This is a genomic window from Streptomyces auratus, from assembly GCF_050433025.1.
Classification (GTDB): Bacteria; Actinomycetota; Actinomycetes; order Streptomycetales; family Streptomycetaceae; genus Streptomyces; species Streptomyces sioyaensis.
This window is the reverse complement of the sequence record NZ_JBNGCB010000003.1, coordinates 3,421,295-3,444,701: the sequence shown is the minus strand read 5'-3', so window position 1 is coordinate 3,444,701 and position 23,407 is coordinate 3,421,295. Positions and strand designations below refer to the sequence as shown.

Sequence of the window (23,407 nt, the reverse complement as noted above, 5' to 3'; positions counted from 1 at the left end):
CGGACAGCCGCGAAGCCGATAGGTGCTAGACATGACAACTGACGACAGCCAGCTCGTCGCATACCTGCGCAAAGTCACCACCGATCTGCAGAAGACCCGACTGCGGCTGCGGGACGCCGAGACGAAGCACCACGAGCCGATCGCGATCGTGGGCATCGGTTGCCGCTACCCGGACGGGGTGCACGGCGCCGATGACCTGTGGCGGCTCGTCACGGAGGGGCGCGACGCCATCAGCGGCTTCCCGCAGGACCGCGGCTGGGACGTGGCCGGCCTCTACGACCCCGACCCGGACGCCGTCGGGAAGTCGTACACCCGCGAAGGCGGCTTCCTCAGCGACATCGACCTCTTCGACGCCGACTTCTTCGGACTCAGCCCACGAGAAGCGCTGGCCATGGACCCGCAACAGCGGCTGCTCCTGGAGACGTCCTGGGAGGCGCTGGAGAGCGCGGGCATCCGCCCCGCCACCCTGCGCGGCAGCCGCACGGGCGTGTTCACGGGTGTCATGCACCACGACTACGGCAGCCGTTTCACCACGGCCCCCGACGGGTTCGAGGGCTACGTCCACATGGGCAGCGCGGGCAGCATGGCCGTCGGCAGGGTCGCCTACCACTTCGGCCTGGAGGGTCCCGCCGTCACCGTCGACACGGCGTGCTCGTCCTCGCTCGTCTCCCTGCACCTGGCATGCCAGTCGCTCCGTGCGGGCGAGTGCGATCTGGCGCTGGCCGGCGGGGTCGCGATCATGGCCGGCCCCACCTTCTTCGTCGAGTACAGCCGTCAGCGGGTGCTGTCCACCGACGGCCGTTGCCACTCCTTCGCCGACGACGGGGACGGAACCGGCTGGTCCGAGGGTGTGGGCGTGCTGGCCGTGGAGCGTCTGTCGGACGCGCGGCGGCTGGGACACGAGGTCCTGGCGGTGGTGCGGGGCAGCGCGGTCAACCAGGACGGTGCCTCGAACGGGATGACGGCGCCGAGCGGCCCCGCCCAGCAGCGCGTCATCGACGCGGCTCTGCGCAATGCCCGTCTGAGCGCGGACGAGATCGATGCGGTGGAGGCGCACGGGACGGGAACGCGGCTGGGCGACCCCATCGAGGCACAGGCCTTGATGGCGACGTACGGCCGGGGTCGTTCGGCACAACGGCCGCTGTGGCTCGGTTCGTTGAAGTCCAACATCGGGCACACCCAGGCGGCCGCGGGCGTCGGTGGCGTGATCAAGATGGTGCAGGCGCTGCGGCACGGCGTCCTTCCGCGGAGCCTGTATGCGGAGCGTCCGTCGACGGAGGTCGACTGGTCCGCCGGGACGGTCGCGCTGCTGGCGCGGGAGCGGGCGTGGGAGCGGGTCGGGGACCGCCCGCGGCGGGCCGGGGTGTCCTCCTTCGGGATGAGCGGCACCAACGCGCATGTGATCGTGGAGGAGTTCGTCCCCGAGCCCGCCGGGGAGAGTGCGGCAAAGCCCTCGGCCCCGTGGGATCGGACCTCGGTACCGCTGGTGCTGTCGGGCAGGACGCCGGGGGCGGTGCGGGCACAGGCGGCGGCGCTGCGGGAGCACCTGGCGGCCCGGCCGGAGCTGTCCCTCGTGCGGGCGGCGCGGGAGTCGGCGGTGCACCGGACGGCGTTCGAGCACCGCGCGGTGGTCACGGGTGACCGCGACACCGTGCTGGCCGGGCTGGGTGAGGTCACTCCCGTGGCCGCCGGCGGCGGCCGGGTGGCGGCTGTCTTCTCCGGCCAAGGCGCTCAGCACGTCGGGATGGGCCGTCAACTGGCGCAGGACTTCCCGGTGTTCGCCGGGGTGCTGGACGAGGTGTGCGCGGTGGTCGATCCCCTGTTGGGGCGGTCGCTGCGGGAGGTGATGTGGTCGGGGCCCGCCGAGCAGCTGGAGCGGACCGAGTTCGCACAGCCCGCCCTGTTCGCTTTCGAGGTGGCGATGGCGCGCCAGTGGCAGTCCTGGGGCGTGGAGTTCTCCGTGCTCGCGGGGCACTCCGTGGGAGAGATCGCCGCCGCGGTGGTGTCCGGGGCACTGTCCCTGGACGACGCCGCCCGGTTGGCCGTGGCGCGCGGCCGGCTGATGCAGCGGTTGCCGGAGGGCGGAGCGATGCTGGCCGTCGCCGCGGGCGAGGAGGAGGTCGCCGCGACGCTGGGCGACCCGGCGCTCGTGGGCATCGCCGCGGTCAACGGCCCGGAGGCGGTGGTCGTCTCCGGTGCCCGTGCGGAGGTCGAGCGGGTCGCCGGGACATGGCGCGAGCGTGGTCGGCGCACGAGCCGGCTACGGGTCAGCCACGCGTTCCACTCGCCGTTGATGGAGCCGGTGCTGGACGAGCTGCGTGCGGTGGCGGACGAGCTGGACCGGAGGGAGCCGACGCTGCCGGTGAGCGCGTCGGCCGAGACCACGCATCCGTTCGCCACCGCGGCCTACTGGGTCGACCACGCCCGTCGGGCGGTGCGGTTCCACGACGCGGTCACGGGCCTCGCGGAGGCGGACGTCGTCATCGAGATCGGCCCCGACACGGTCCTGGCACCGCTGATCGACAGCGGTCATACGGTGCTGCCGAGTTGCCGCCGTGAGCGGAGCGAGACCCTGACGCTGCTGACCGCGCTCGGCGAGGCCCACGCGCACGGCGTCGACGTCGACTGGACGGCCCTCTTCCCGGCCGCTCCCCGTGCCGACCTGCCCCCCTACCCCTTCCAGCACCGGCGCTACTGGCTCGCGCCCCCCGCCCTGACGGGTGACGGTACCGACGCGCTGGACCACCCCCTGCTGTCCGGCATCGTGGAACTGCCGGGCCAGGGCGGCGTGGTGCTCAGCGGCAGGATCGCGCCCGACCGGGACCCCTGGCTCGCCGACCACGCGGTCTCCGGTGCCGTGCTCTTCCCCGGCACCGGCTTCCTGGAACTCGCCCTGCGGGCCGCCCATCAGGTGGGATGCCGCCAGGTCGCCGACCTCGTCGTCCAGACCCCGCTCGTGCTGCCCGCCGCGGGCGCCGACATCCAGGTCTGGGTCGAACCGCCGGGAGAGCCGGAGCGCGCGCTGGTCATCCGGGGCCGGAGCGGCGACGGCGACTGGGTGGAGTACGCCACGGGACGGCTCGCGGAAGAGCCCCCCGAGCCCTCCCCTCAGGGGAATCCTCCCGCCGACGCCGAGTGGGCGGTGGGCCAGTGGCCGCCGCGGGGCGCCGAGGAGATGCCGGTCGAGGAGCTCTACGACACCCTCGCCGCCCGTGGCTACGGCTACGGCCCGGTCTTCCGCGGCCTGCGGGCGCTGTGGCGCTCCGGCGACGAGCTGTACGCCGAGGTCGCCCTCCCCGAGGGGGCCCACGACGGCCGCTACGGCTGCCATCCCGCGCTGTTGGACGCCGCCCTGCACCCGCTGGCAGCCGCCGACGACTCCGGTCAGCAGGTCCGGCTGCCGTTCGCCTTCGGCCGGGCCACCGTGCACTCCCCCGGCGCCCGCGAAGTGCGCGTACGTCTGAGGACCGGCACCGAGACCCTTCGCCTGGACGCGGCCACCAGCGCCGGGGACCCGGTCCTCACTCTCGGGGAACTGGTGCTGCGGGCGGCCGACACCACCCTGCCGACGGCACGGGCGGACGAACACCTCCACCGCCTCGGTTACGAGGTCACCTGGCGGCTGCTGCCCGACCCGCCGCGCGCCGACCGGCTCCCCGGCACCTGGATCGTCCTCGCGCCACCGGCGACGGACGTCTCCTGGACCCGCGACCTGGCCGCGCACACGCTCGCCGTCGACCTCGACGCCACCTTGGACCGCCCCGGTCTCGCAGCACGGCTGATCGACGTCACACACACCGCCACCGACCCGGACGGTGTGCTGCTCTTCGCCGCCCACCCGGACATCCTCGTCACCGTGCTGCAGGCGCTCACCGACGCCGGTGTGGACGCCCCGGTGTGGTGCCTGACCCATGAGTCCGACGACGCGCTCGACACGGCCGCCGTGTGGGGCGCGGGCCGGGCGGCAGCCCTGGAACTCCCGGACCGCTGGGGCGGCCTGGTCGATCTGCCCCCGGCCGGTGTACGGCCCCAGCTCGACTGCCTGGCCGGGCTGCTCTCCGCGGACACCGGCGAGGACCACCTTCGCCTGCGGCCCGACGGGGTGTCCGTACGCCGCCTGGTCAAGCCGGACCGGCCGGTCCAACCGCCCGCCGACTGGACGCCGTCCGGCACCGTGGTGATCACCGGGGGCACCGGTGCGCTGGGCGGTCATGTCGCGCGCTGGGTCGCGGGGCTGGGCGGCTGCTCCCTCCTGCTCGTCTCCCGCCGGGGTCCGAAGGCGCCCGGCGCGCGGGAACTGCTGGCCGAGCTGGCCGCCACCGGCACTCCGGTACGGATCGTCGCCGCCGATGTCACCGACCGGTCCGCCATGGCCGAGCTGGTGCGCGAGGCGGCGGAGTCGGGCGCCCCCGTCCGCGCGGTGTTCCACGCGGCGGGCGTCGCCGACGAGACACCGCTGCTGGAGACCACCCCCGACCGGTTCCACGCCGTCCTGGAGGGCAAGGCGGGCGGTGCCCGGGTCCTCGACGAGGTGCTCGGCGAAGCCGACTTGGACGCCTTCGTCGTCTTCTCCTCCGTCTCCGGCGTCTGGGGAGGTGCGGGGCAGAGCGCGTACGGGGCGGGCAACGCCGTGCTGGACGCGCTGGCCGCCCGGCGCCGGGCACGCGGTCTGGCCGGCACGGCGCTCGCCTGGGGCCCCTGGTCGGGCGGCGGCATGGTCGACGCCGACCTGGAGCGACGGCTGCGACGGCAGGGCCTCACCCCGCTCCGGGTCGACGACGCCATGGCGGCGCTGTCGACGGCGGTGTCCCTCGGCGCGAACCGGGTCCTGGCCGACGTGGCGTGGCCACGATTCCTGCCGCTGTTCACCGCCGCCCGGCCCGCCCCGCTCTTCACGGCGCTGCGTCCCGCGCCGCGCCGCACGACGGCGTCCAGCGCGACGGCCGCGCCCGGATCGACGGCCGAGAAGCTGGCCGCCCTTCCGGCCGCGGACCGCGGCAAGGCACTGTCCGACCTCGTACGGACCGAGATCGCCTCGGCGGTCGGGCACCACCACATGAGCGCGGTCGACGCGGAGCGCCCGCTGGGCGAGTTCGGTTTCGACTCCCTCATGTCCGTGCGACTGCGCAACCGGCTCTCGGCCGCGACCGGTGTCCGTCTGCCGGCGACACTGGTCTTCGACCATCCGACCGCCGGCGCGCTCGCCCGGCACCTGGAGAGCGCGCTGGCCACCGAGCCGTCGCCACGCCCCCGGCAGCCCGCCACGCCCGGGACGGCCGTCGCCGACGAACCCGTCGCCATCGTCGGGATGGCCTGCCGCTACCCGGGTGGCGTCGCGTCCCCCGAGGATCTGTGGCAGCTCGTCGCGCAGGGCCGGGACGCCGTCACCGGGTTCCCCACCGACCGGGGGTGGGACCTGGCGAGCCTCCACCACCCGGACCGCTCCCGGGCCGGTACCACCTACGCCGGCGAGGGTGGATTCCTAGACGACCCCGCCGGGTTCGACGCGGACTTCTTCGGTATCTCGCCCCGTGAGGCGCTGGCCATGGACCCGCAGCAGCGGCTGCTCCTGGAGGCGTCCTGGGCAGCCGTGGAGCACGCGGGGATCGCACCCGGCACACTGCGCGGCAGCCGTACCGGTGTGTTCGTCGGCACCATGTACAACGACTACCTGTCGCGTCTGAGCAGCACGCCGGCGAGCCTTGAGGGGATCATCGGCATAGCCAACAGCAACAGCGTGATGTCGGGGCGGATCTCCTACCTTCTCGGGCTGCAGGGCCCGGCGGTCACGCTCGACACCGCCTGCTCGTCCTCGCTGGTCGCCCTGCACCTCGCCTGCCAGGCGCTGCGCCGGGGCGAGTGTGATCTCGCGCTGGCGGGCGGAGCCACCGTGATGGCGTCACCGCACATCTTCGTCGAGTTCAGCCGGCAGGGCGGCCTGGCCGCGGACGGCCGGTGCAAGTCGTTCTCCGCCGACGCGGACGGCACCGGCTGGTCGGAGGGCGCAGGCCTGCTCGTCGTGGAACGGCTGTCCGACGCGCGCCGGTCGGGACACGAGGTCCTCGCCGTGGTCCATGGCTCCGCCGTGAACCAGGACGGTACGTCCAACGGCCTGACCGCCCCGAGCGGTCCCGCCCAGCAGCGTGTCGTGGAGGCCGCGCTCGCGCAGGCGGGTATCGCGGCCGCCGAGGTCGACGCCGTCGAGGCGCACGGCACCGGCACCCGGCTGGGCGACCCGATCGAGGCCCAGGCCCTGATCGCGACCTACGGCCGGGAGCGCGCGGTGGAGCGGCCGCTGTACCTCGGGTCGCTGAAGTCGAACATCGGCCACGCACAGGCGGCGGCCGGGGTCGGCGGTGTGATCAAGATGGTGCAGGCGCTGCGGCACGAACTGCTGCCCCGCACGCTGCACGCCGAATCGCCGTCACCCGAGGTGGACTGGTCGTCGAAGGCCGTGCGGCTCCTCACCGAGGAACGCCCCTGGCCCCGGGGCGACCGGCCGCGCCGGGCCGGCGTGTCGTCGTTCGGTATCAGCGGCACGAACGCGCACATCGTGCTGGCCGAGGGCGATCCCCTCGACGGCGAGCCCGCCGCGGAAGCACCTGTGCACGGCACGTCCGCGCAGAGCGGCACTCCCGTGGACACGCCGGACTCCGCCGCGGCCCGGACCCCGCTGCCGTACGTGCTCACCGCCCGCAGCGCGGCCGGACTCCCGGCACAGGCCCGCGCCCTGCACTCCCACCTGCTCGGCCACCCGGGGCTCGAACCGGTCGATGTGGCCCGGTCGTTGGTCACCACCCGATCGCTTCACGACCATCGGGCGGTCCTGGTGGCCGAGGACCGGCAGGAGCTGCTCGACGCGCTCGCCGCACTCGCGGACCCGGCCGCGGCGACGCCGAGCCGGGCGGTATCCACGGGAACGGCCGGCCCCGGGCGGGTGGCGGGCCTCTTCTCCGGTCAGGGCGCACAGCGGCCGGGGATGGGGCGTGAGTTGGCGAGGCGTTTCCCGGTGTTCGCCGGGGTGCTGGACGAGGTGTGCGCGGTGGTCGACCCGTTGTTGGGGCGGTCGTTGCGGGAGGTGATGTGGTCGGAGCCTGCGGAGGTGCTGGAGCGGACGGAGTTCGCGCAGCCGGCGTTGTTCGCGTTCGAGGTGGCGATGGCCCGCCTGTGGCAGTCGTGGGGCGTGCAGTTCTCCGCGCTCGCGGGGCATTCGGTGGGGGAGATCGCCGCCGCGTGTGTGTCGGGGGTCCTGTCGTTGCCGGACGCGGCACGGATGGCGGTGGCACGGGGCCGGTTGATGCAGGCACTGCCGGAGGGCGGGGCCATGGTCGCGATCGCCGCAGGTGAGGATGAGGTGGCCGCCGGCCTCGCGGACGTACCCGACGTGGCGATCGCCGCCGTCAACGGCCCCGAAGCCGTCGTCGTCTCCGGGACGGAGGCCGATGTGCTGCGGATCGCCGACCACTGGCGTGAACAGGGCCGCCCTACCTCCCGGCTGAGGGTGAGCCACGCCTTCCACTCGCCGCTCATGGAGCCGATGCTCGACGACTTCGCGGCGGTCCTCGGCGAGCTGACCTTCCACCAGCCGTCCCTCCCCGTCAGCCCGTCGGCCGACACCTCGCGGCCCTTCGCCTCCGCGGAGTACTGGCTCGACCACGCCCGCCACGCCGTCCGCTTCGCCGACGCCCTCGGCGCCCTGGACGACGCCGACGTGCTCGTCGAACTCGGCCCGGACGCCGCACTGGCGCCCCTGGCAGGGCCGGACAAGCCGGCCCTCCCCTCCGCGCGACGCGATCACCCCGAGGTACGCACCGTGGTCACGGCGCTCGGCTCCGCGCACGCCCACGGCGTATCCGTCGACTGGACGGCGGCGCTCGGGGCGGGCAGGCAGGTCAGGCTCCCCACTTACGCCTTCCAGCACGAACGCTACTGGCTGGACGACGACACCACGGCGGACCGGGGCACCGGCTCCGTGGGCGACCCGACGCAGGCACGCTTCTGGCAAGTGGTCGAGGACCAGGACCTCGACGGCCTGACCCGCACCCTCGGTCTCGATGCGGAGACGCCCCTGCGGGCCGCGCTGCCGGTGCTGCACGACTGGCACCGCACCAGCACCACGCTCGCCCGGGCCGCCGGCTGGCGCTACCGCGTCGCCTGGGACCGGTTGCCCACGGACGCCCCGACCGTCGCGCTCGACGGCACCTGGTGGATCGTCGTCCCGGGGGATGCAGCCGACACCACGACGGCCGACGCCGTGCGGCAGGCACTCGCGGCCGCAGGTGCGAACCCCCGTATCCTCACCGTCGACCCGCACGGCACGGACCGCGCGGCGCTGGCCAAGGAACTCCAGGAACGTGCCGCGGCCGACGGCACGGTGGCGGGGACGGTGTCCCTGCTGGCGGAGTCCGGCGGCGAGGACACCGGGCACCGCGGCGTCGCGGCCGGGGCCCTGGCCACCCTGGTGCTCCTGCAGGCCCTGCACGACGCGGACATCTCGACCCGTCTGTGGACGCTGACGCGGGGCGCGGTACGCAGCGACCCGGAGGACGCCGCACCGGACCCCTGGCAGGCCCAGGTCTGGGGCCTGGGTCGCGTCGCCGCCCTCGAACACCCGGCGCTGTGGGGCGGTCTGATCGATCTCCCCGCCGAAGGGGAGCCGGCCGGCTTGGCCGCCGTCCTTTCCGGGACCGCCGGGGAGGACCAGGTGGCGCTGCGCGGGGACGGCGCACGCGCACGTCGCCTCGCCCCTGCCGACACGCACGACGCCCCGGGGGCCGACGCCCATGCATCCGGTGCGTACCGGTGGACGGACGGGGCGGTACTGATCACCGGCGGTACCGGAGCACTCGGTGCGCACACCGCCCGCATGCTCGCCTCGCGGGGGGCGTCCCGGCTGGTCCTCGTCAGCCGTCGCGGTCCCGCCGCTCCCGGCGCCGAGGCGCTGCGCGCCGAACTGGAGGCGCTCGGCGCGACGGTCGACCTGACGGCCTGTGACGTGACCGACCGCGACGCCGTCGGCCGGCTGGCCGAGGGCCTCGCCGCCGCCGGCACCCCCGTCCGCGCGGTGGTGCACGCGGCGGGTGTCGCCGCCGAGCAGCCGCTGACGGAACTGGCCGGGGACGGCTTCTCGGCGGTGACCGACGCGAAGGTCACCGCCGCGGAGATCCTCGACGACGTGCTGGGGGACGACCTGGCGGCGTTCGTCGTCTACTCCTCCATCGCCGGCACCTGGGGCAGCGCGGGCAACGGCTCGTACGCCGCCGCCAACGCCCACCTGGACGCACTGGTCGAGCGGCGTCGCGCACGCGGCGCCGTCGGCACGGCCGTCGCGTGGGGACCCTGGAGCGGGGGCGGCATGGCGGACGACCGCTTCCAGGAGGAGATGCTGCGCCGCGGAGTCCGCGCCCTCTCCCCCGAAGGTGCCACCGCCGCCCTCGCTCAGGCCCTGGAGCACGACGACACCACGGTCACGGTCGTCGATGTCGACTGGGACCGCTTCGCCCACGTCTTCGCCAGCAACCGCCCCAGCCCGCTGCTCGGGCACCTGACGGAGCCCGCCGCCGCTGCCGATGAGGCGCCCGCCCGGACGGAACTGGCCGAGCGTCTCGCGGCCCTGGATGCCGAGGCGCGGCGCGGCGCGGTGCTGGATCTGGTGCGCGCGGAGGTCGCGGGGGTGCTGGGGCATGCCACGTCGCAGGCCGTCGCCGTGGACCGCGCCTTCACCGACATGGGGTTCGACTCCCTCATGGCCGTCGAACTGCGCACCCGGCTCGGCGTGGTCAGCGGCCTCGCGCTGCCGACCACCCTCGTCTTCGACCACCCGAGTCCCGCTGAGGTCGCCGACTTCCTCTGCGCACGGTTCGAACCCGATCGGGACGCCCTCACCCACGAGATCCTGGAGAAGCTCGACTGGCTGGAGAACACCCTGCTGGACGCCGCGCACAGCCAGGGCGCCCGCGCACGGTTCGGCTCCCGGCTCGATGCCCTGCTCGCCCGACTCGACCGTACGACGGCCCCGCCCGAGAGCCGGCTGTCGGACCCGGCCGCGGACGCCATCGAATCGGCGACCGCCGAAGAACTGCTCGCATTCGTCGAGGAGCATTTCGACTAGTTCCCCGGCCCCGCATATGGCGGGCCAACCCCCGTAGCTTTAGGGGCCGTTAGGGGATAGTGAATCGATCCGATACTGGAGAACATTCATCAAGAGGATTTGCGAAATGTCTAGGAGTGAACAGATCCCATGCATCTTCTCGTCAAGGGAATTCAGCACCGGATTTCCAGCGAAATCCTCGTACCGAACTCCAAATATCATGCACACCGTGCGCTGATCCTCGCCTCGCTCGCGGACGGGGAGAGCCGGATCCACGGCCTGTCCGACGCCCGGCACGTCGAGTACACCGTGCGGCTGCTGCGCCGCCTCGGCGTACAGATCGTCCGCGAGGGCGACACCTTCGTGGTGCGGGGGCTCGGCGGCCACTACCGGCCGGTCCAGGACACCGTCTCGGCCGGCAGCTCCGGCACCACCCTCTATTTCATGACCGGGCTCGCGTCCCTGTCGAACCGCGCGGTCACGATCACCGGGCAGAAATACTTCCGTAACCGCCCCGTGGGCCCGCTGCTGCGCGCGCTGGAACAGATGGGTGTACGCCTGGAGTCGGCGAATGACTGCCCGCCCGTCCAGGTCCGCAGCCATCGACCCACGGGCGGCGAGGTGACCATTCCGGGCACCTTGTCCCAGTGGATATCCGGACTGCTGCTGCTCGCGCCGTTCGCCACCGGCCCCACCACCATCACCGTGTCGGACACCCTCAACGAACGCACCTATCTGGAGCTGACCGTCGCGATGATGCGGCAGTTCGGCCTGGAAGTGACCGTGGCGCCCGACTGGCGGCGCTTTGACGTGGCGCCGCATCAGAGCGTGCGGCCCACCGAGCTGACGTTGCCCCCCGACATCGGTTCCGCGGCCTTCGGCATCGCCACCGCCGCGCTCCACCCCTCCGACGTACTCCTGCGCGGTATGCCGAGCCTGACCGGGGGCCCGGCCGACCACCCCGAGTTCCACTTCCTCGACATCGCACGCTCGATGGGCGTCCCCATGGAACTGGACCCGGTGGCCGGCGGTGTCCGGATCCAGCAGGACGCCCCCCTGCTGAAGGCCGTCGACGTCGACTGCCGCGACATGCCGGACATGCTTCCCGTCCTTTCCACCCTCGCCACCTTCGCGCACGGCGAGTCGGTGTTCCGCAACGTCGCGCACACGCGGCTGAAGGAGTCCGACCGGGCCGGCGTGATGGTCCAGCTCAACTCCATGGGCGCCGAGCTGGAGTTGTCCGACGACACCCTGCGGGTGACCGGGGTGGACTCTCTGGTCGGCGCGGAGCTGTCCTCGTACAACGACCACCGGGTGCTGATGTCGCTGGCCGTCGCCTCCTCCCGCGCCCGGGGCCACTCCACGCTGTCGTACCCGCACGCCTACCGCATCTCGTATCCGGGCTTCCTCGACATGATGAACAGCGTCGGCGTGCCGACCTCCGTGGAGAAGGGCCCCGCACGCTCCGCCAGGAGCCGTGCCCGCCAGCCCGTCCGGGAACCCGTGCGGTCTGTCGCGGATCCGGACCACGCCTGCGAGGTCACCCTGCCGGAGTGGCTGGCCCGGCACGCCGCGTCCCGCCCCGGTGACACCGCCCTCGTGGACGTGCGCCCGGACGGCGACTCCGTCGTCACCTGGAGCGACCTGGCCGGCCGGGTGGACAAGGCCGCCGCGCTGCTGCTCGAACTCGGTGTGCGGCCGGGCGAGAACGTGGCGTACCAGCTGCCCAACCGCCTGGAGTTCGTGGTGCTGTCGCTGGCGGCGCTGCGGATCGGCGCCGTCTGCTGCCCGGTCATCCCGTTCTTCCGGGAACGCGAACTCGGCTTCGTCCTGCGCCGCTCGCTCGCCCGCGTCCTGGTCGTCATGGACGAGTACCGGTCCCGGCACCCCGCGCAGGAGGCACTCGCCCTCGCCGCCACCGGTGGCCCGGACACGGCGCACCTGGAGCATGTCGTGGTGCTGGCCCGGTCGGGCGGCGGCAGCCGACCGCCACAGCCGCCCCCGGGCGGCGTCCGCCTGCACGACTGGGAGAGCGCCCTGCGGACGACGACGGTCGACCGGGCGGCCCTCGACGCGATCCGTCCGACGCCCGGGGCGACGGCGCAGCTGCTGTTCACCTCGGGCACCACCGGCGAGCCCAAGGGGGTCATGCAGTCGTCCTCGAACCTGGTCCGGGCCGTGTCGATGGAGATCCGGCATCTCGGCCTCGGTCCCGAGGACGCCGTCTGGGTGCCCTCTCCGCTCGCCCACCAGACCGGGTTCCTGTACGGGATGACGCTGGCGACCGTGCTGGGTGTGCCCCAGATCCTGCAGTCCGACTGGGACGCGCGGCGCGCCCTGGTCTCGCTGAACACGCACCGGGCGACGTTCGTCCAGGCCGCCACGCCGTTCCTGGCCGATCTGGTGAAGGCGGTCGAGGAGATCGGCGAGGCGCCCCGGCATCTGCGGATCTTCGTGGCCACCGGCGCCACCGTGCCCCGCTCGCTGGCCGAGCACGCGAGCGAGGTGTTGGGCACGATGGTGTGCGGCGCGTTCGGCACCACCGAAACCTGCCTCGGCGCGCTGTCGAGGCCGACCGACACACCGGAGCGGCGCTGGGGCACCGACGGGCGCGTCCTGGACGGCGTACGGCTGCGGGTCACCGACGATCGGGGCGCGGTGCTGGCGCCGGGCGCCGAGGGCAACTTCGAGATCCTCTCGCGGACGACCTTCGAGGGCTATCTCGACCGCCCCGACCTGACCGCGGAGGCCTTCACCCCGGACGGCTGGTTCCGCACCGGCGACCTCGCGGTGCTCGACGAGTCGGGCTACGTCCGTATCACCGGCCGGGTCAAGGACGTGATCAACCGCGGCGGCGAGAAGATCCCTGTCGGCGAGATGGAGCAGCTGCTGTTCCGCCACCCCGCCGTCGACGACGTGGCCATCGTGGCCATGCCCGACGAGCGTCTCGGCGAGCGCGCCTGCGCGTTCGTGGTGCTCAAGGACGGCGCGCTGCTCGGCTTCGAGGAGATGTGCCGCTACCTGGACGGGCACCAGGCAGCCAAGCAGTACTGGCCGGAACGGCTCCAGCTCGTCCCGGATCTCCCGCGCAACCCGATCGGCAAGGTCCAGAAGTTCGAACTGCGAGCCAGGGCGCGCCACCTGCGCCCCCACATGCAGTGACAGGAGAAGACGGAGTGCGAAAGATGATGGACGAGCAGCAGTTCGGACAAGTCCGTGACATGGTCGAGCGGTGGGTGGAGGGCCCGGGCGAGCGCTGGGCCGAACGCATCGAGGAGACCGGCGAGGTGCCCGAGGCGGTGTGGAGCGAGCTCAACGAGCTCGGGTTCCTGCGGCTCGCCGCCCCGGTGGAGTACGGCGGCCAGGGCCTCGGGTTCACCCAGTGGATGGAGCTGATGGAGATCTTCTCCCGCTCCCACGGTTCCCTGCGCATGATCGTGCACGTCGTCAACGGCATCTGGCGGTCGATGGACGGTCACGCCTGCGACGAACAGCGCAAGCGGTTCGTGGCGCCGTCCGTCCTGGGCGAGATCAAGATCGCGTTCGCGCTGACCGAGCCGGGCAACGGCACCGGGGCGGACATCACGACCTCGGTGGTCCGCGAGGGCGACACCTACTACCTTTCGGGCCGCAAGCACCTGATCACGTTCGGGATGCGCTGTGACTACTACCTCCTGGCGGCGCGCGTCGCGGGCTCCGCGGGCCACGAGGGCACCGTCGCCCTGCTGGTGCCGCGCAACGCGCCCGGAGTGAGCGCCGAGGACACCTCCCGCACGATGGGCGTCACCGGCACCGACCACGCCTCGATCGTCTTCGACCGCACCCCCGTGCCCGTGGACCACCGGCTCGGCGAGGAGGGCCAGGGGCTGGAGGTGTTCCTCGGGGGGTTCCTCACCCCGTCGCGGATCTCCGTCGCGATGAGCTGCGTCGGCCTCGCCCAGCGCGCCCAGCAGCTCGCCGTCGACTACGCCCGCTCCCGGGTGACCTTCGGCAAGTCGCTGACGGAGCGTCAGGCCATTCAGTTCATGCTCGCCGAGAACGCGGCGGACATCGAGGCGGCCCGACAGCTCGTGCTGCACGCCGCACGCCGCTTCGAGGAGGGCGCCGACGACGCGTCCATGCAGTCCTCGATGGCCAAGATGCACGCGGTGACGATGCTGACCACCGTCACCGACAAGGCGCTGCAGGTCCACGGCGGGCTCGGCTACTGGAAGTCCCAGAAGATCGAGCGCGTCTACCGCGACGCCCGCGCCCAGCGCTTCGAGGAGGGCCCCAACGAGGTGCAGAAAGCCGTGGTCTTCCGCGAACTGCTGCGGCAGGCCCGGACCGTCACCGCGGGAGGCGCGCGATGAACGACATCCGACACGACGACGCGGCCGGCGGCAGCAAGATCTCCCTCATCACGGGCGCCTCACGCGGCATCGGACGCGCCCTCGCCCTCACTCTGGCCCGCCAGGGCGGCACCGTGGTCGTCAACTACAAGAAGAACGCCGAACTGGCCGAGAAGACCGTCGCCGACATCGAGGAGGCCGGCGGCCGGGGCATCGCCGTGCAGGCCGACGTCGAGACGACGGAAGGCGTCACGGCACTGTTCGACGAGGTCGGACAGCGCTACGGACGCCTGGACCACTTCGTCTCCAACGCCGCCGCCAGCGCCTTCAAGAACATCCTCGACCTGGGCGAGCACCACTTGGACCGCTCCTACGCCATGAACCTGCGCCCCTTCGTGCTCGGCGCCCAGCAGGCGGTCAAGCTCATGGACGACGGCGGCCGGATCGTCGCGCTGTCGTCGTACGGATCGGTCCGCGCCTACCCGACGTACGCCGCGCTCGGCGGGATGAAGGCGGCGATCGAGGCGTGGGTGCGGTACATGGCGGTCGAGTTCGCGCCGTACGGCATCAACGTCAACGCGGTGAACGGCGGCCTGATCGATTCCGACTCGCTCGCCTACTTCTACGGCATCGAGGGCATGCCCGACATGCGCGGCGTCCTGGACCGCATCCCCGCCGGGCGGCCCGGCACGGTGCAGGAGATGGCCGACACCGTCGCCTTCCTGCTGGGTGAGGGGGCCGGCTACCTCACGGGCCAGACCCTGGTCGTCGACGGGGGCCTGAGCGTCGTCGCCCCGCCGTTCTTCGCGGACGCCGGCGAGGCACTGCGTCTGCCGCCCCGCCCGACACGGGAATCCTGAGAGACGAGGGGCGTGCGACGTGTACGACCATGTCTTCCGGGCCGGCGCCATCGGCACCATGAGGCTTCCGCATCGCATCGTCATGGGCGCCATGCACCTCAATCTGGAGACCGGGGACGATGACGGCGCGGCCCTGGCCGCGTTCTACGCCGAGCGCGCGGCCGCGGGCGCGGCGCTCATCGTCACCGGAGGCGTGGCGGTCAACGCCGTGGGCGCGGGCGGCCCGGGGTACGGGGTGATCGGCGACTCCCGGGACAGGGCGGCCCTCTCGGCGGCGGTGCGTGCGGTGCACGAGCACGGTGGACGGATCGCTCTGCAGCTCTTTCACGCCGGGCGGTACGCTCGGCCCGGCGCCCGCGAGGGAGCCGGGCATCCCGTCGCCCCGTCGCCGGTGCACAGCGCCTTCGCCCGCTGCACCCCCCGGGTGATGTCCCCCCGGGACATCACCACCACGATCGACGACTTCGCCGAGGGAGCGCGCGCCGCACGCGCCCTCGGATTCGATGCCGTGGAGGTGATGGGCTCCGAGGGCTATCTGATCAACCAGTTCACGGCACCGCTGACCAACCTGCGCGACGACGCGTGGGGCGGTGACGCCGAACGGCGGCGCCGGTTTCCGCTGGAGGTGCTGCACGCGGTCCGCGCGGCCGTGGGCCGGGGCTTCCCGGTGCTCTTCCGCATCTCCGGGAACGACCTGATGGCCGGGGGCACTCCGCCGGGCGAGGTGACCGCGCTCACGGTGGCGCTCGCCGGGGCCGGGGCCGACGCGCTCTCCGTCGGCGTGGGCTGGCACGAGTCACCGGTGCCCACCGTGCAGTCCGAGGTCCCCGCCGGTACCTGGGCGGCCTGCGCCAAGGCACTCAAACGCACGCTGCTGGCCGCCGGCCACACGGATGTCGCGGTGATCGCCGCCAACCGCTTCCCGCACCTCGCGCAGGCCGACGAAGCCCTGTCCGGTGGTGAGGTGGACTTCGTGGCCATGGCGCGGCCGTTCCTGGCCGACCCTCAGCTCGTCGCCAAGTCGGCCGCCGGCCACCCCGACCGGGTAAATGCCTGCATCGCCTGCAACGAGGCGTGCATCGACCGCTCCTTCGGCACCGAAAGGGTCTCCTGCCTCGTCAACCCCAGAGCCGGACACGAAAGGCAGTTCCCCCCGCCGCAGCCGGCCCGCCACCGCAGTGGGCCGTTCGGCCGCTACGCCGTGATCGGCGCGGGCATCGCCGGACTGGAGGCCGCCCGCACGCTGGCCGGCCTCGGCCACCGTGTCGAGGTGTACGAAGCCGCGGCCCACGCCGGCGGTCAGTTCCGGCTGGCCTCCCAGGTGCCGGGAAAGGCGGAATTCGCCGGGACCATCCACCACCACGTACGGGAACTGCGGGATGCCGGTGTGCCGTTGCACCTGGGCCGTCGCATCGGCGGTGCGGACGTCCCGGAGCTGCGGTCGTTCGACGGTGTGGTGCTGGCCACCGGTGTGCTCCCCGCCGGGTTGTCCCTCTCCGGCGCGGAGCTGCCCCATGTCCGCAACTACGCGCAGGCGTTCGCCGATCCCGAAGCGCTCGGCGGCCGGATCGTCATCATCGGCGGGGGCGGCATCGCCATCGATCTGGCGCACACCCTGACCACCGACCCGGATGCCGAGGTGACGCCGGAGGAGTTCCTGGCCCGACACGCCGTGGCCGGGAGCACTCCGCACTCCGGGAGGGAACCCGCCGTCCGTGACGCGCCGCGCGAGGTGACGCTGCTGCGGCGTGGCCGGCGGATCGGGGCGGGCATCGGCCCCAGCACCCGCTGGGTCGTCATGCGGAATCTGAGGGCCGCCGGTGTACGGATGCTCACCGGCGTGACCTACCGGGAGATCACACCCACCGGCGTCCTCCTCACCGACGCGGAAGGCACAGAGCGCTCCCTGGACGCCGACCATGTCGTGCTCGCCGTTGGCCAGGTCCCGGTGGACGAGCTGGCCCCGCTGCTGCGCGAGGCGGGTGTCCCCGTCGTCACCGCGGGCGGCGCCGCGGGAACGGACGGGCTCAACGCCGTACGGGCCACAGCGGAAGGCCTGCGCGCGGCGCACCGGATATCCCGCGTCGCCGTGGGGTGAGAACGTGCGGGAGTGGGGCACGCGAACGGAGCGGACTCCGCTCCCCCACACTCCCGGACGGGTCGGACTCAGCCGCTCTGTTCGAGGGCCATGAACCCGGTGGAGAACTTGTCCAGCAGGTCCTCGCGATGCTGCACGCGGAGCTTGCGGTAGATGCGCGTCAGGTGCTGCTCCACCGTGCTGGCGGTGATGAACAGTTTCCCGGAGATCTCCCGATTCGTGTGTCCCAGGATCGCCAGGACCGCCACGCGCCGTTCGGCGGAACTCAGTTCGGCGAGCTCCGGGTGGTGGCAGACCGGCTGCATGTCCCGTCCGGGCCCATGGGCGTCCGCGGTGACAAGCGCGAGCAATCGGCCCGCCTCGCACTGCTCGGCCATGCGCCGGGCCCGCTTCGACGTGGTCCGGGCGAGGTTCAGTCGCGAGGTCTCCCGGTAGGCGGCGGCGAGTTCGGTCAGCGTGTAGGCGAGCTGCAGCCTGCTGCCATCGCGTTCCAGTGTGTCCGCGGAGTTCTTCAGCAGGGAGAGCCGCCGGGCGTCGTCCTCGGTGGTCTTGGCGAGGAGGCGCAGCGTGGTCCCGTGGACGGACGTCTCCTCCTTGGGCAGCTGTTGCAGCTGTTGCCGAAGAGCGTCCCGGGCACCCGCCACGTCCCCGAGGGCCAGATACGCCTCCGCCATCCCGCAGCGCCAGGGCACCATCAGATGGGTCTGGCTGGCGCGCGCGGGCGTCTCGATCCACAGGGAGGCACTCATGTCCCTGCACGACTCGAAGTCGGCCAGCGCCGCGTGCAGCCGATCGGTCGCCAGGTGATACCTGCCGCGAGCGTAGACGTACTTCAGACCGCCACATCCCTGGTACGCCGCCGGGGGAATGGGCCGGTCGAGTACCTCCGCGGCCTCCTGCGTCCTGCCCATCTCCGTCAGGGTCTGGACCAGCAGCGCGGCGATACTGGCGATCGGCGCACCCCATTCGTGCCAGGGCTTGCGCGCGAGCGCTTTCTGGATCCACCGGTACGCGGAGCCGAGGTCACCGAGCTCCAACGAGATCTTCGCCTGCACGACCGACACCAGGGCCTCCCACAGCGGCGACGGATGCGCTTCGAGCGCCTCCGACAGCTGGGTGAACCACGGCCGCGCGGCGCGCAGTGAGCCCAGGCTCTCCAGCACGGTGTAGGCGAACAACAGGGTTTCCACCGCCGAGGACTGGACCCGGATGCCCTGGAGTATCTGCTCGGCCCAGAAGATCGCCTGGGCCCGGTCTCCCTCATTGGCCGGGGCATGGATCTTGCGCAGACCGGTGAGCAGAGAATGCACGTCGGCACCCGGCCCATAACGCTCGTCGGCCTCACTCGACGAGGACAATTCCAGCGTCGCCCAGTCCATCGGCATGCCGCTCCACAGGCTGTAGAGCGCTTCCGCGAGACCGACCTCGGCCGGATAGGGGGACCGCGGAGCCTTCTCACGCATCAGGGGCATCAGCTCTGCGGCCAGCTCCGTCAGACCGTGCCACAGTGCCGCTCGCACCAGGAACGCCAGGTCCGTGGCGTTCAGGACACCGCGGAAGGCAGCGCGGCCCAGCGTCGGCAGCAGGGAGGCCACCAGCCCGGGGTCGGTCAGCCAGGTGGTGCGCAGCAGCATCATCTCCACGGCGGAGCGCTCTTCGGGGCCGACGGCGGAGCCCTTGGCCAGCTTGAGCAGCCTGCCGGCCACGTCCGTACTGCCACTCTTCAGGGCCTGGGTGACCAGGCCCAGGACGAGTGGCAGATCCCATGGCGCGCCGATCATCCCCACCGCGGTGAGATGCTCCACGACCTGTGTCAGGGGCGCGCTGTCCTCGAAAAGCACATGTGCTGCCCGCAGATGCAGCTCTCCGCGCGCGGTGAAGCTCTCGTCCTGGAGCAGCGCCCGGCGCATGTCGGGCCGCAGGCAGTCGCCGGCCAGCATGCCGAGGTCGTTGAGCGCGCCGAAGATCCTGCTGGCCCTGGTGATGCCGATCCCGAGCAGTCGGGCCAACCGTGGCAGGGAGGCGAAGTCGCCGAGGACGGCCACCGCGTGGGCGCCGCTGAGCATGCCGGGCATGTCCGTGTCGCTGATCATGCCCCGGACGCAGTCGTGGAAGGCCGTGTCGACGGTCAGTTCCTTCGGCATCGGATCGGCCGACGTGAGCCACGTCCGCAGCAGAGCGTCGACGAGGAGCAGGTTGCCGCCGGTCAGGTCATGGAGGTCATCGGCCACGCGGTTCACTGCCGAGCACGGGAAGGACCCGCGGAATTGCGGGAGGTGCTCGGTGAGGGACCGGGCGATCTGCTTGCGTCCCAGGAGCCGCATCCGGACCAGGCTGGTGTACGGCAGTCGCAGGATGTCCGTGCGCAGGTCGTCGCAGAACGAGAGGGCGCATCCTGTTCGCTCGGCCATGGCCAGCCGGATGGGCGTCCCCTTCAGCCGTCGCGCCACGAAGCGCAGGAACAACTGCGAGGGGCCGTCGACGTAGTTGATGTCGTCGACGACTATGAGCAGGGGACGTCTCGCCGCGATCTTCAACAGTCGGGCGTACACCCACTCAAAGGTCAGGTCGGACGGGGTCCGTGGACCATCCGCGACGGACGACGAGGGGCCGGCGCCGTTCGGCTGGTCCCCGCCCTCCTCGGCCGCGTCCAACTGGTCCAGGATCTGCTGCAGGACCCCGAACGGGGAACCGTACTCGTTCAGCCAGCCCGTCGCCCACAGGCTCAGCGCTCCGGAGTCTGCTTCCGATGCGCAGATCCGGTTGAGCGTGGTGGTCTTCCCTACGCACTTCGGCCCACGAAGGAAGAGGAGTCCCCCATTTTTGTGCCAGTTCTTGAACTCCGGGGCCGCATGGTTCGACAGGACTAATTCAAGGATGTCGCTCACGGGGGTCCTCTCGCAAGACACAACTGCAAGTCAGCAGCGCACTATTGGCTTGGATGCGCGTGATGATGTATGCGCATCGAGGAATGAACATCCGACATTGACGACGGACCGTATCAACCGACCTGTCGCCCCTGGAATGCCTCAATGGCTGGATACCGAGGTCGAGTTCGGAAATGTCGCCCCCCCGAGCCGTCAACCTGTGGTTCGTACTCTGCCGTTCGCCGCCCTCCACCCGGTCGGACACCACCCGGTGCCCGCACCTGTGACCCTTGCCGACCCGCGCCGGCACACGGCTCACGGACGGAGCGTCACGGGCGTCGGAGGCGTCCGGCCGACATGGCGCCTACGGTGCGAGGAGGTGGCGGCACCCCGCCCCGCTCCTGCGCCCTTCGACTCCCCCTCGCGGACCCGGCCGTCGGCACCTCCAGGTCCGGGAGCGTGTGCGAGGATGGCGCGTTCCGGACGACGCGGCTCCCCCGACGGCTCCGGTCCGAACCGCTCCACCAGTTCGCCCGAGGTGCCCGAAAACTGACAGCACGTCGGTCCGCCGGCCGCACCGGTGGAGCGCCGGCATCAGCCGACCGCTCAGCCGCTCACCCAGCGGGCACTCGGCGACGACAGGTGAGCAGCCGGCGTTCTCTCAGACCACCGAGCGGCGACATCGCCCCGTCCACGCCTGTCTGAGAAGTGCCCTGTACGCGTAAGTGCACGTCAACCTCATTTCTCTCTTCCCCCGCCTTTCATCGTTCCTGACGGCCGGTCGGCCGCGGAGACCTCACCACGCAAGCGGTGGCGAGAATTCACCGCGGGTGCGGCGGTGACGGGAACGGAGCCACGCTGAGCCCAGTGTCAGCACGCCCACTCTCCATCCCCCTCTGCTCATCGCTACGGATTCGGCTGGAATTCTGGAGATCTGCGTCGCCACGGAGGACTCGGAAAGAAAGGATGTCCGGATACTGGCGGCATCCGAACTTCTGTGGATGACTGACTTCCTCGGATCCGGAATGGACCGGACGGACGGTTCGGCGGATCTCGCTCTGTCACATTGCATGGACGCCCGGTCCGGAGTCCAGCTTCCCAGAAGATCTTTGCCCTTTTGAACATGCCGGCGCTCCCCGCGAGGGAGAGGCACGGCAGGCGGCAGCGGACGACCGTAGTGTCGCCCCGCGGGCCTGAGCGGCGAGCGACCGGGCGGCCGGAAGGCCCGCACCAGGGCGGCGGCCAGGACCCGGGTATGACCGGGAAATTCCTACGTCGCAACAAGGAAGACCTCACCGAAGACTAACCCACCCCCCTCCATGCCGAGTTGGACCGGATGGGGACCTACGGACGGCAGATCCAGACAGGCCGGCAGGCCGAAGAGCGCCTGCGCTCCCACCATGAAACCACTCGGCGGAGCCTACGGAAGGCACACCCCCACTCATTTCGAAGGCCCGGTTTACTCACCCCTAATATTTAGGTTTCCCCCCTATTTCCCCGCACCACCCCCCTGTTTTCGCCAGCGCGCGAGGTGCGCCATTCGCGGGCTGATTATAGTCAAGTCAGCCTGTACCGGTGTTCCCCATCAGGCATTCCGGGAGCAGGGCTGATTCATGGCACTTCGGGATGTTCTTCGAGGCGAGTGCCGGCTGGTTAACCGTCGAGGCCGCTCCGCCCGTTTCTCTGCATTCCCTACGTTCCCTTCCCGACACTCTGGAGGCTGTGGTGGGTAGCTCCGTCACGCAGACACGCAATCCCGCCAGGCAGCAGCCCGAATGGGCCGACCCCTTCCAGGCGGAGCGGGTACGGACGATCCTCGCCGAGCGGCCTCCTCTGGTGAGGGCTGAGGACGTCCGCGGACTCGGTGACCAGTTGGCGGGGGTGGCGCGAGGAGAGGCTCACGTCCTCCAGGCCGGTGACTGCGCGGAGCACCCCGACGAATGCACGGCGGGACATGTCTCGCGCAAGTCCGCCCTGCTTCACCTGCTCGGCGACACCCTGCAGGCCGCGACCGGCAAACCGGTTGTGCGCGTGGGGCGCATCGCCGGCCAGTTCGCCAAGCCCCGCTCGCACCCGGTCGAACCGGTCGATGGTGTCGACCTGCCCGTCTATCGCGGACACATGGTCAACGCCCCCACTCGCGACCTCGCCGCCCGCCGCCACGACCCCCTGCGGATGCTGATGGCCTACCGGGCGGCTCACGACGTCATGGAGCATCTCGGCTGGCGCGGCCCCGCCGGCGACTCACACCACCCCGGTACCGGTACCTCCCTTCCGACCTGGACCAGCCACGAAGCACTTGTCCTGGACTACGAATTCCCCCTGGTCCGTGACCTGGACGACGGACAACGTCTCCTCGGCTCCACCCATTGGCCCTGGATCGGCAAGCGCACCCATCAGCTCGACGGTGCCCATATCGACCTGATCTCCGAGGTGCTCAACCCCGTTGCGGTGAAGGTCGGTCCCACGACCACCCCGGCCGACCTCACCGCGCTGTGTGCCCGCCTCGACCCACAGCGCCGTCCGGGCCGCCTCACGCTCATCGCCCGCATGGGGGCCGATGCGGCACGCTCCTGCCTCGCCCCGCTCGTCCGGACCGTCCACCGTGCCGGCCACCCGGTGATCTGGCTGTGCGACCCCATGCACGGCAACACCGTCACCGCCCCCGACGGCCACAAGACCCGCTTGCTGCCCACCATGGCGGAGGAAGTGCAGGCCTTCTGCCGGGCCGTCACCTTCGCCGGTGGCATCGCCGGCGGACTCCACCTGGAGGCCACACCCGACGACGTCACCGAATGCGCCCCCGACTTCCGCGCCCTCGACTCCCCCACCGTCAGCCGTACCACGCTGTGCGACCCGCGCCTCAACCCTGAACAGGCCGTCTCACTCGTCTCCCGGTGGCGCCAAGACCCGTGAACACGTACGGCGGGCAAGGCCTTCACCTTGCCGAGCCCCCGGGACCGTAGGTGCCGCTCGGTCGTGAGCAGTGGTTTCCGCGGAACGCTGGAATCCGCGTCTGATGCGCGATCGCGCGGGTTGGTCGGCGATCGGAAGGCTGCTGTGTCGGCGGCGCGGAAGCCCAGGCGTGCGGATGGGCGTGCGACGGCGAGTCCTTCATACCCCGCTGATCCCACGGCGGTGCCCTGCTCGGCGAAAGCGAG

7 protein-coding genes and 2 pseudogenes are annotated in these 23,407 nt (G+C 71.8%); 7 read left to right on the top strand and 2 right to left on the bottom strand.

The features are described 5' to 3' along the window. Positions 1-31 precede the first annotated feature (31 nt). From BKA18_RS34785 to BKA18_RS34760, 6 genes and pseudogenes are all read left to right on the top strand, one after another. A pseudogene (locus BKA18_RS34785) lies at positions 32-3,541 on the top strand (type I polyketide synthase); the annotation flags it as partial. After that, on the top strand, positions 3,539-10,111 hold the full coding sequence (locus BKA18_RS34780) for a type I polyketide synthase (protein ID WP_429638791.1): 6,573 nt from the start codon (positions 3,539-3,541) through the stop codon (positions 10,109-10,111). The pseudogene BKA18_RS34785 and the gene BKA18_RS34780, both read left to right, overlap by 3 nt. A gap of 129 nt (positions 10,112-10,240) precedes the next feature. Further along, entirely contained in the window at positions 10,241-13,252 is a 3,012-nt protein-coding gene (gene aroA, locus BKA18_RS34775; protein ID WP_366044892.1) for a 3-phosphoshikimate 1-carboxyvinyltransferase, read from the top strand. A 23-nt stretch (positions 13,253-13,275) separates the two neighbouring features. Continuing rightward, the gene (locus BKA18_RS34770) at positions 13,276-14,442 is read left to right on the top strand and encodes an acyl-CoA dehydrogenase family protein (RefSeq protein ID WP_366045102.1); all 1,167 of its coding nucleotides are present in this window, start codon (positions 13,276-13,278) and stop codon (positions 14,440-14,442) included. Continuing rightward, entirely contained in the window at positions 14,439-15,281 is an 843-nt protein-coding gene (gene chcA, locus BKA18_RS34765) for a 1-cyclohexenylcarbonyl-CoA reductase (protein WP_366044891.1), read from the top strand. The genes BKA18_RS34770 and chcA overlap by 4 nt, the downstream gene beginning before the upstream one ends. 19 nt (positions 15,282-15,300) lie before the next feature. Continuing rightward, positions 15,301-17,379 carry an oxidoreductase gene (locus BKA18_RS34760; protein ID WP_366044890.1) on the top strand — a complete coding sequence of 693 codons (2,079 nt, stop codon included), beginning with the start codon at positions 15,301-15,303 and terminating at the stop codon, positions 17,377-17,379. Positions 17,380-17,447: 68 nt separating this feature from the next. Here the strand turns inward: BKA18_RS34760 and BKA18_RS34755 are convergent, their stop codons facing one another. Together BKA18_RS34755 and BKA18_RS34750 are read right to left on the bottom strand one after the other, a co-directional pair. Next, a complete protein-coding gene (locus tag BKA18_RS34755) occupies positions 17,448-20,267 on the bottom strand; it encodes a helix-turn-helix transcriptional regulator (protein ID WP_366044889.1) in 2,820 nt (939 codons plus the stop codon). 343 nt (positions 20,268-20,610) lie between these two features. Continuing rightward, positions 20,611-20,874: pseudogene (locus BKA18_RS34750) on the bottom strand (hypothetical protein); the annotation flags it as partial. Between the two features lie 1,097 nt (positions 20,875-21,971). On the opposite strand from BKA18_RS34750, the gene BKA18_RS34745 reads away from it, so the two are divergent. Then, positions 21,972-23,162 carry a 3-deoxy-7-phosphoheptulonate synthase gene (locus BKA18_RS34745; protein WP_366044888.1) on the top strand — a complete coding sequence of 397 codons (1,191 nt, stop codon included), beginning with the start codon at positions 21,972-21,974 and terminating at the stop codon, positions 23,160-23,162. The last annotated feature ends 245 nt before the right edge of the window (positions 23,163-23,407 follow it).

Excerpts from the sequence above, each read along its gene's own strand:
- BKA18_RS34770 (WP_366045102.1), top strand. The coding sequence starts at position 13,276 with ATGATGGACGAGCAGCAGTTCGGACAAGTCCGTGACATGGTCGAGCGG.
- chcA (WP_366044891.1), top strand. The coding sequence starts at position 14,439 with ATGAACGACATCCGACACGACGACGCGGCCGGCGGCAGCAAGATCTCC.
- aroA (WP_366044892.1), top strand. The coding sequence starts at position 10,241 with ATGCATCTTCTCGTCAAGGGAATTCAGCACCGGATTTCCAGCGAAATC.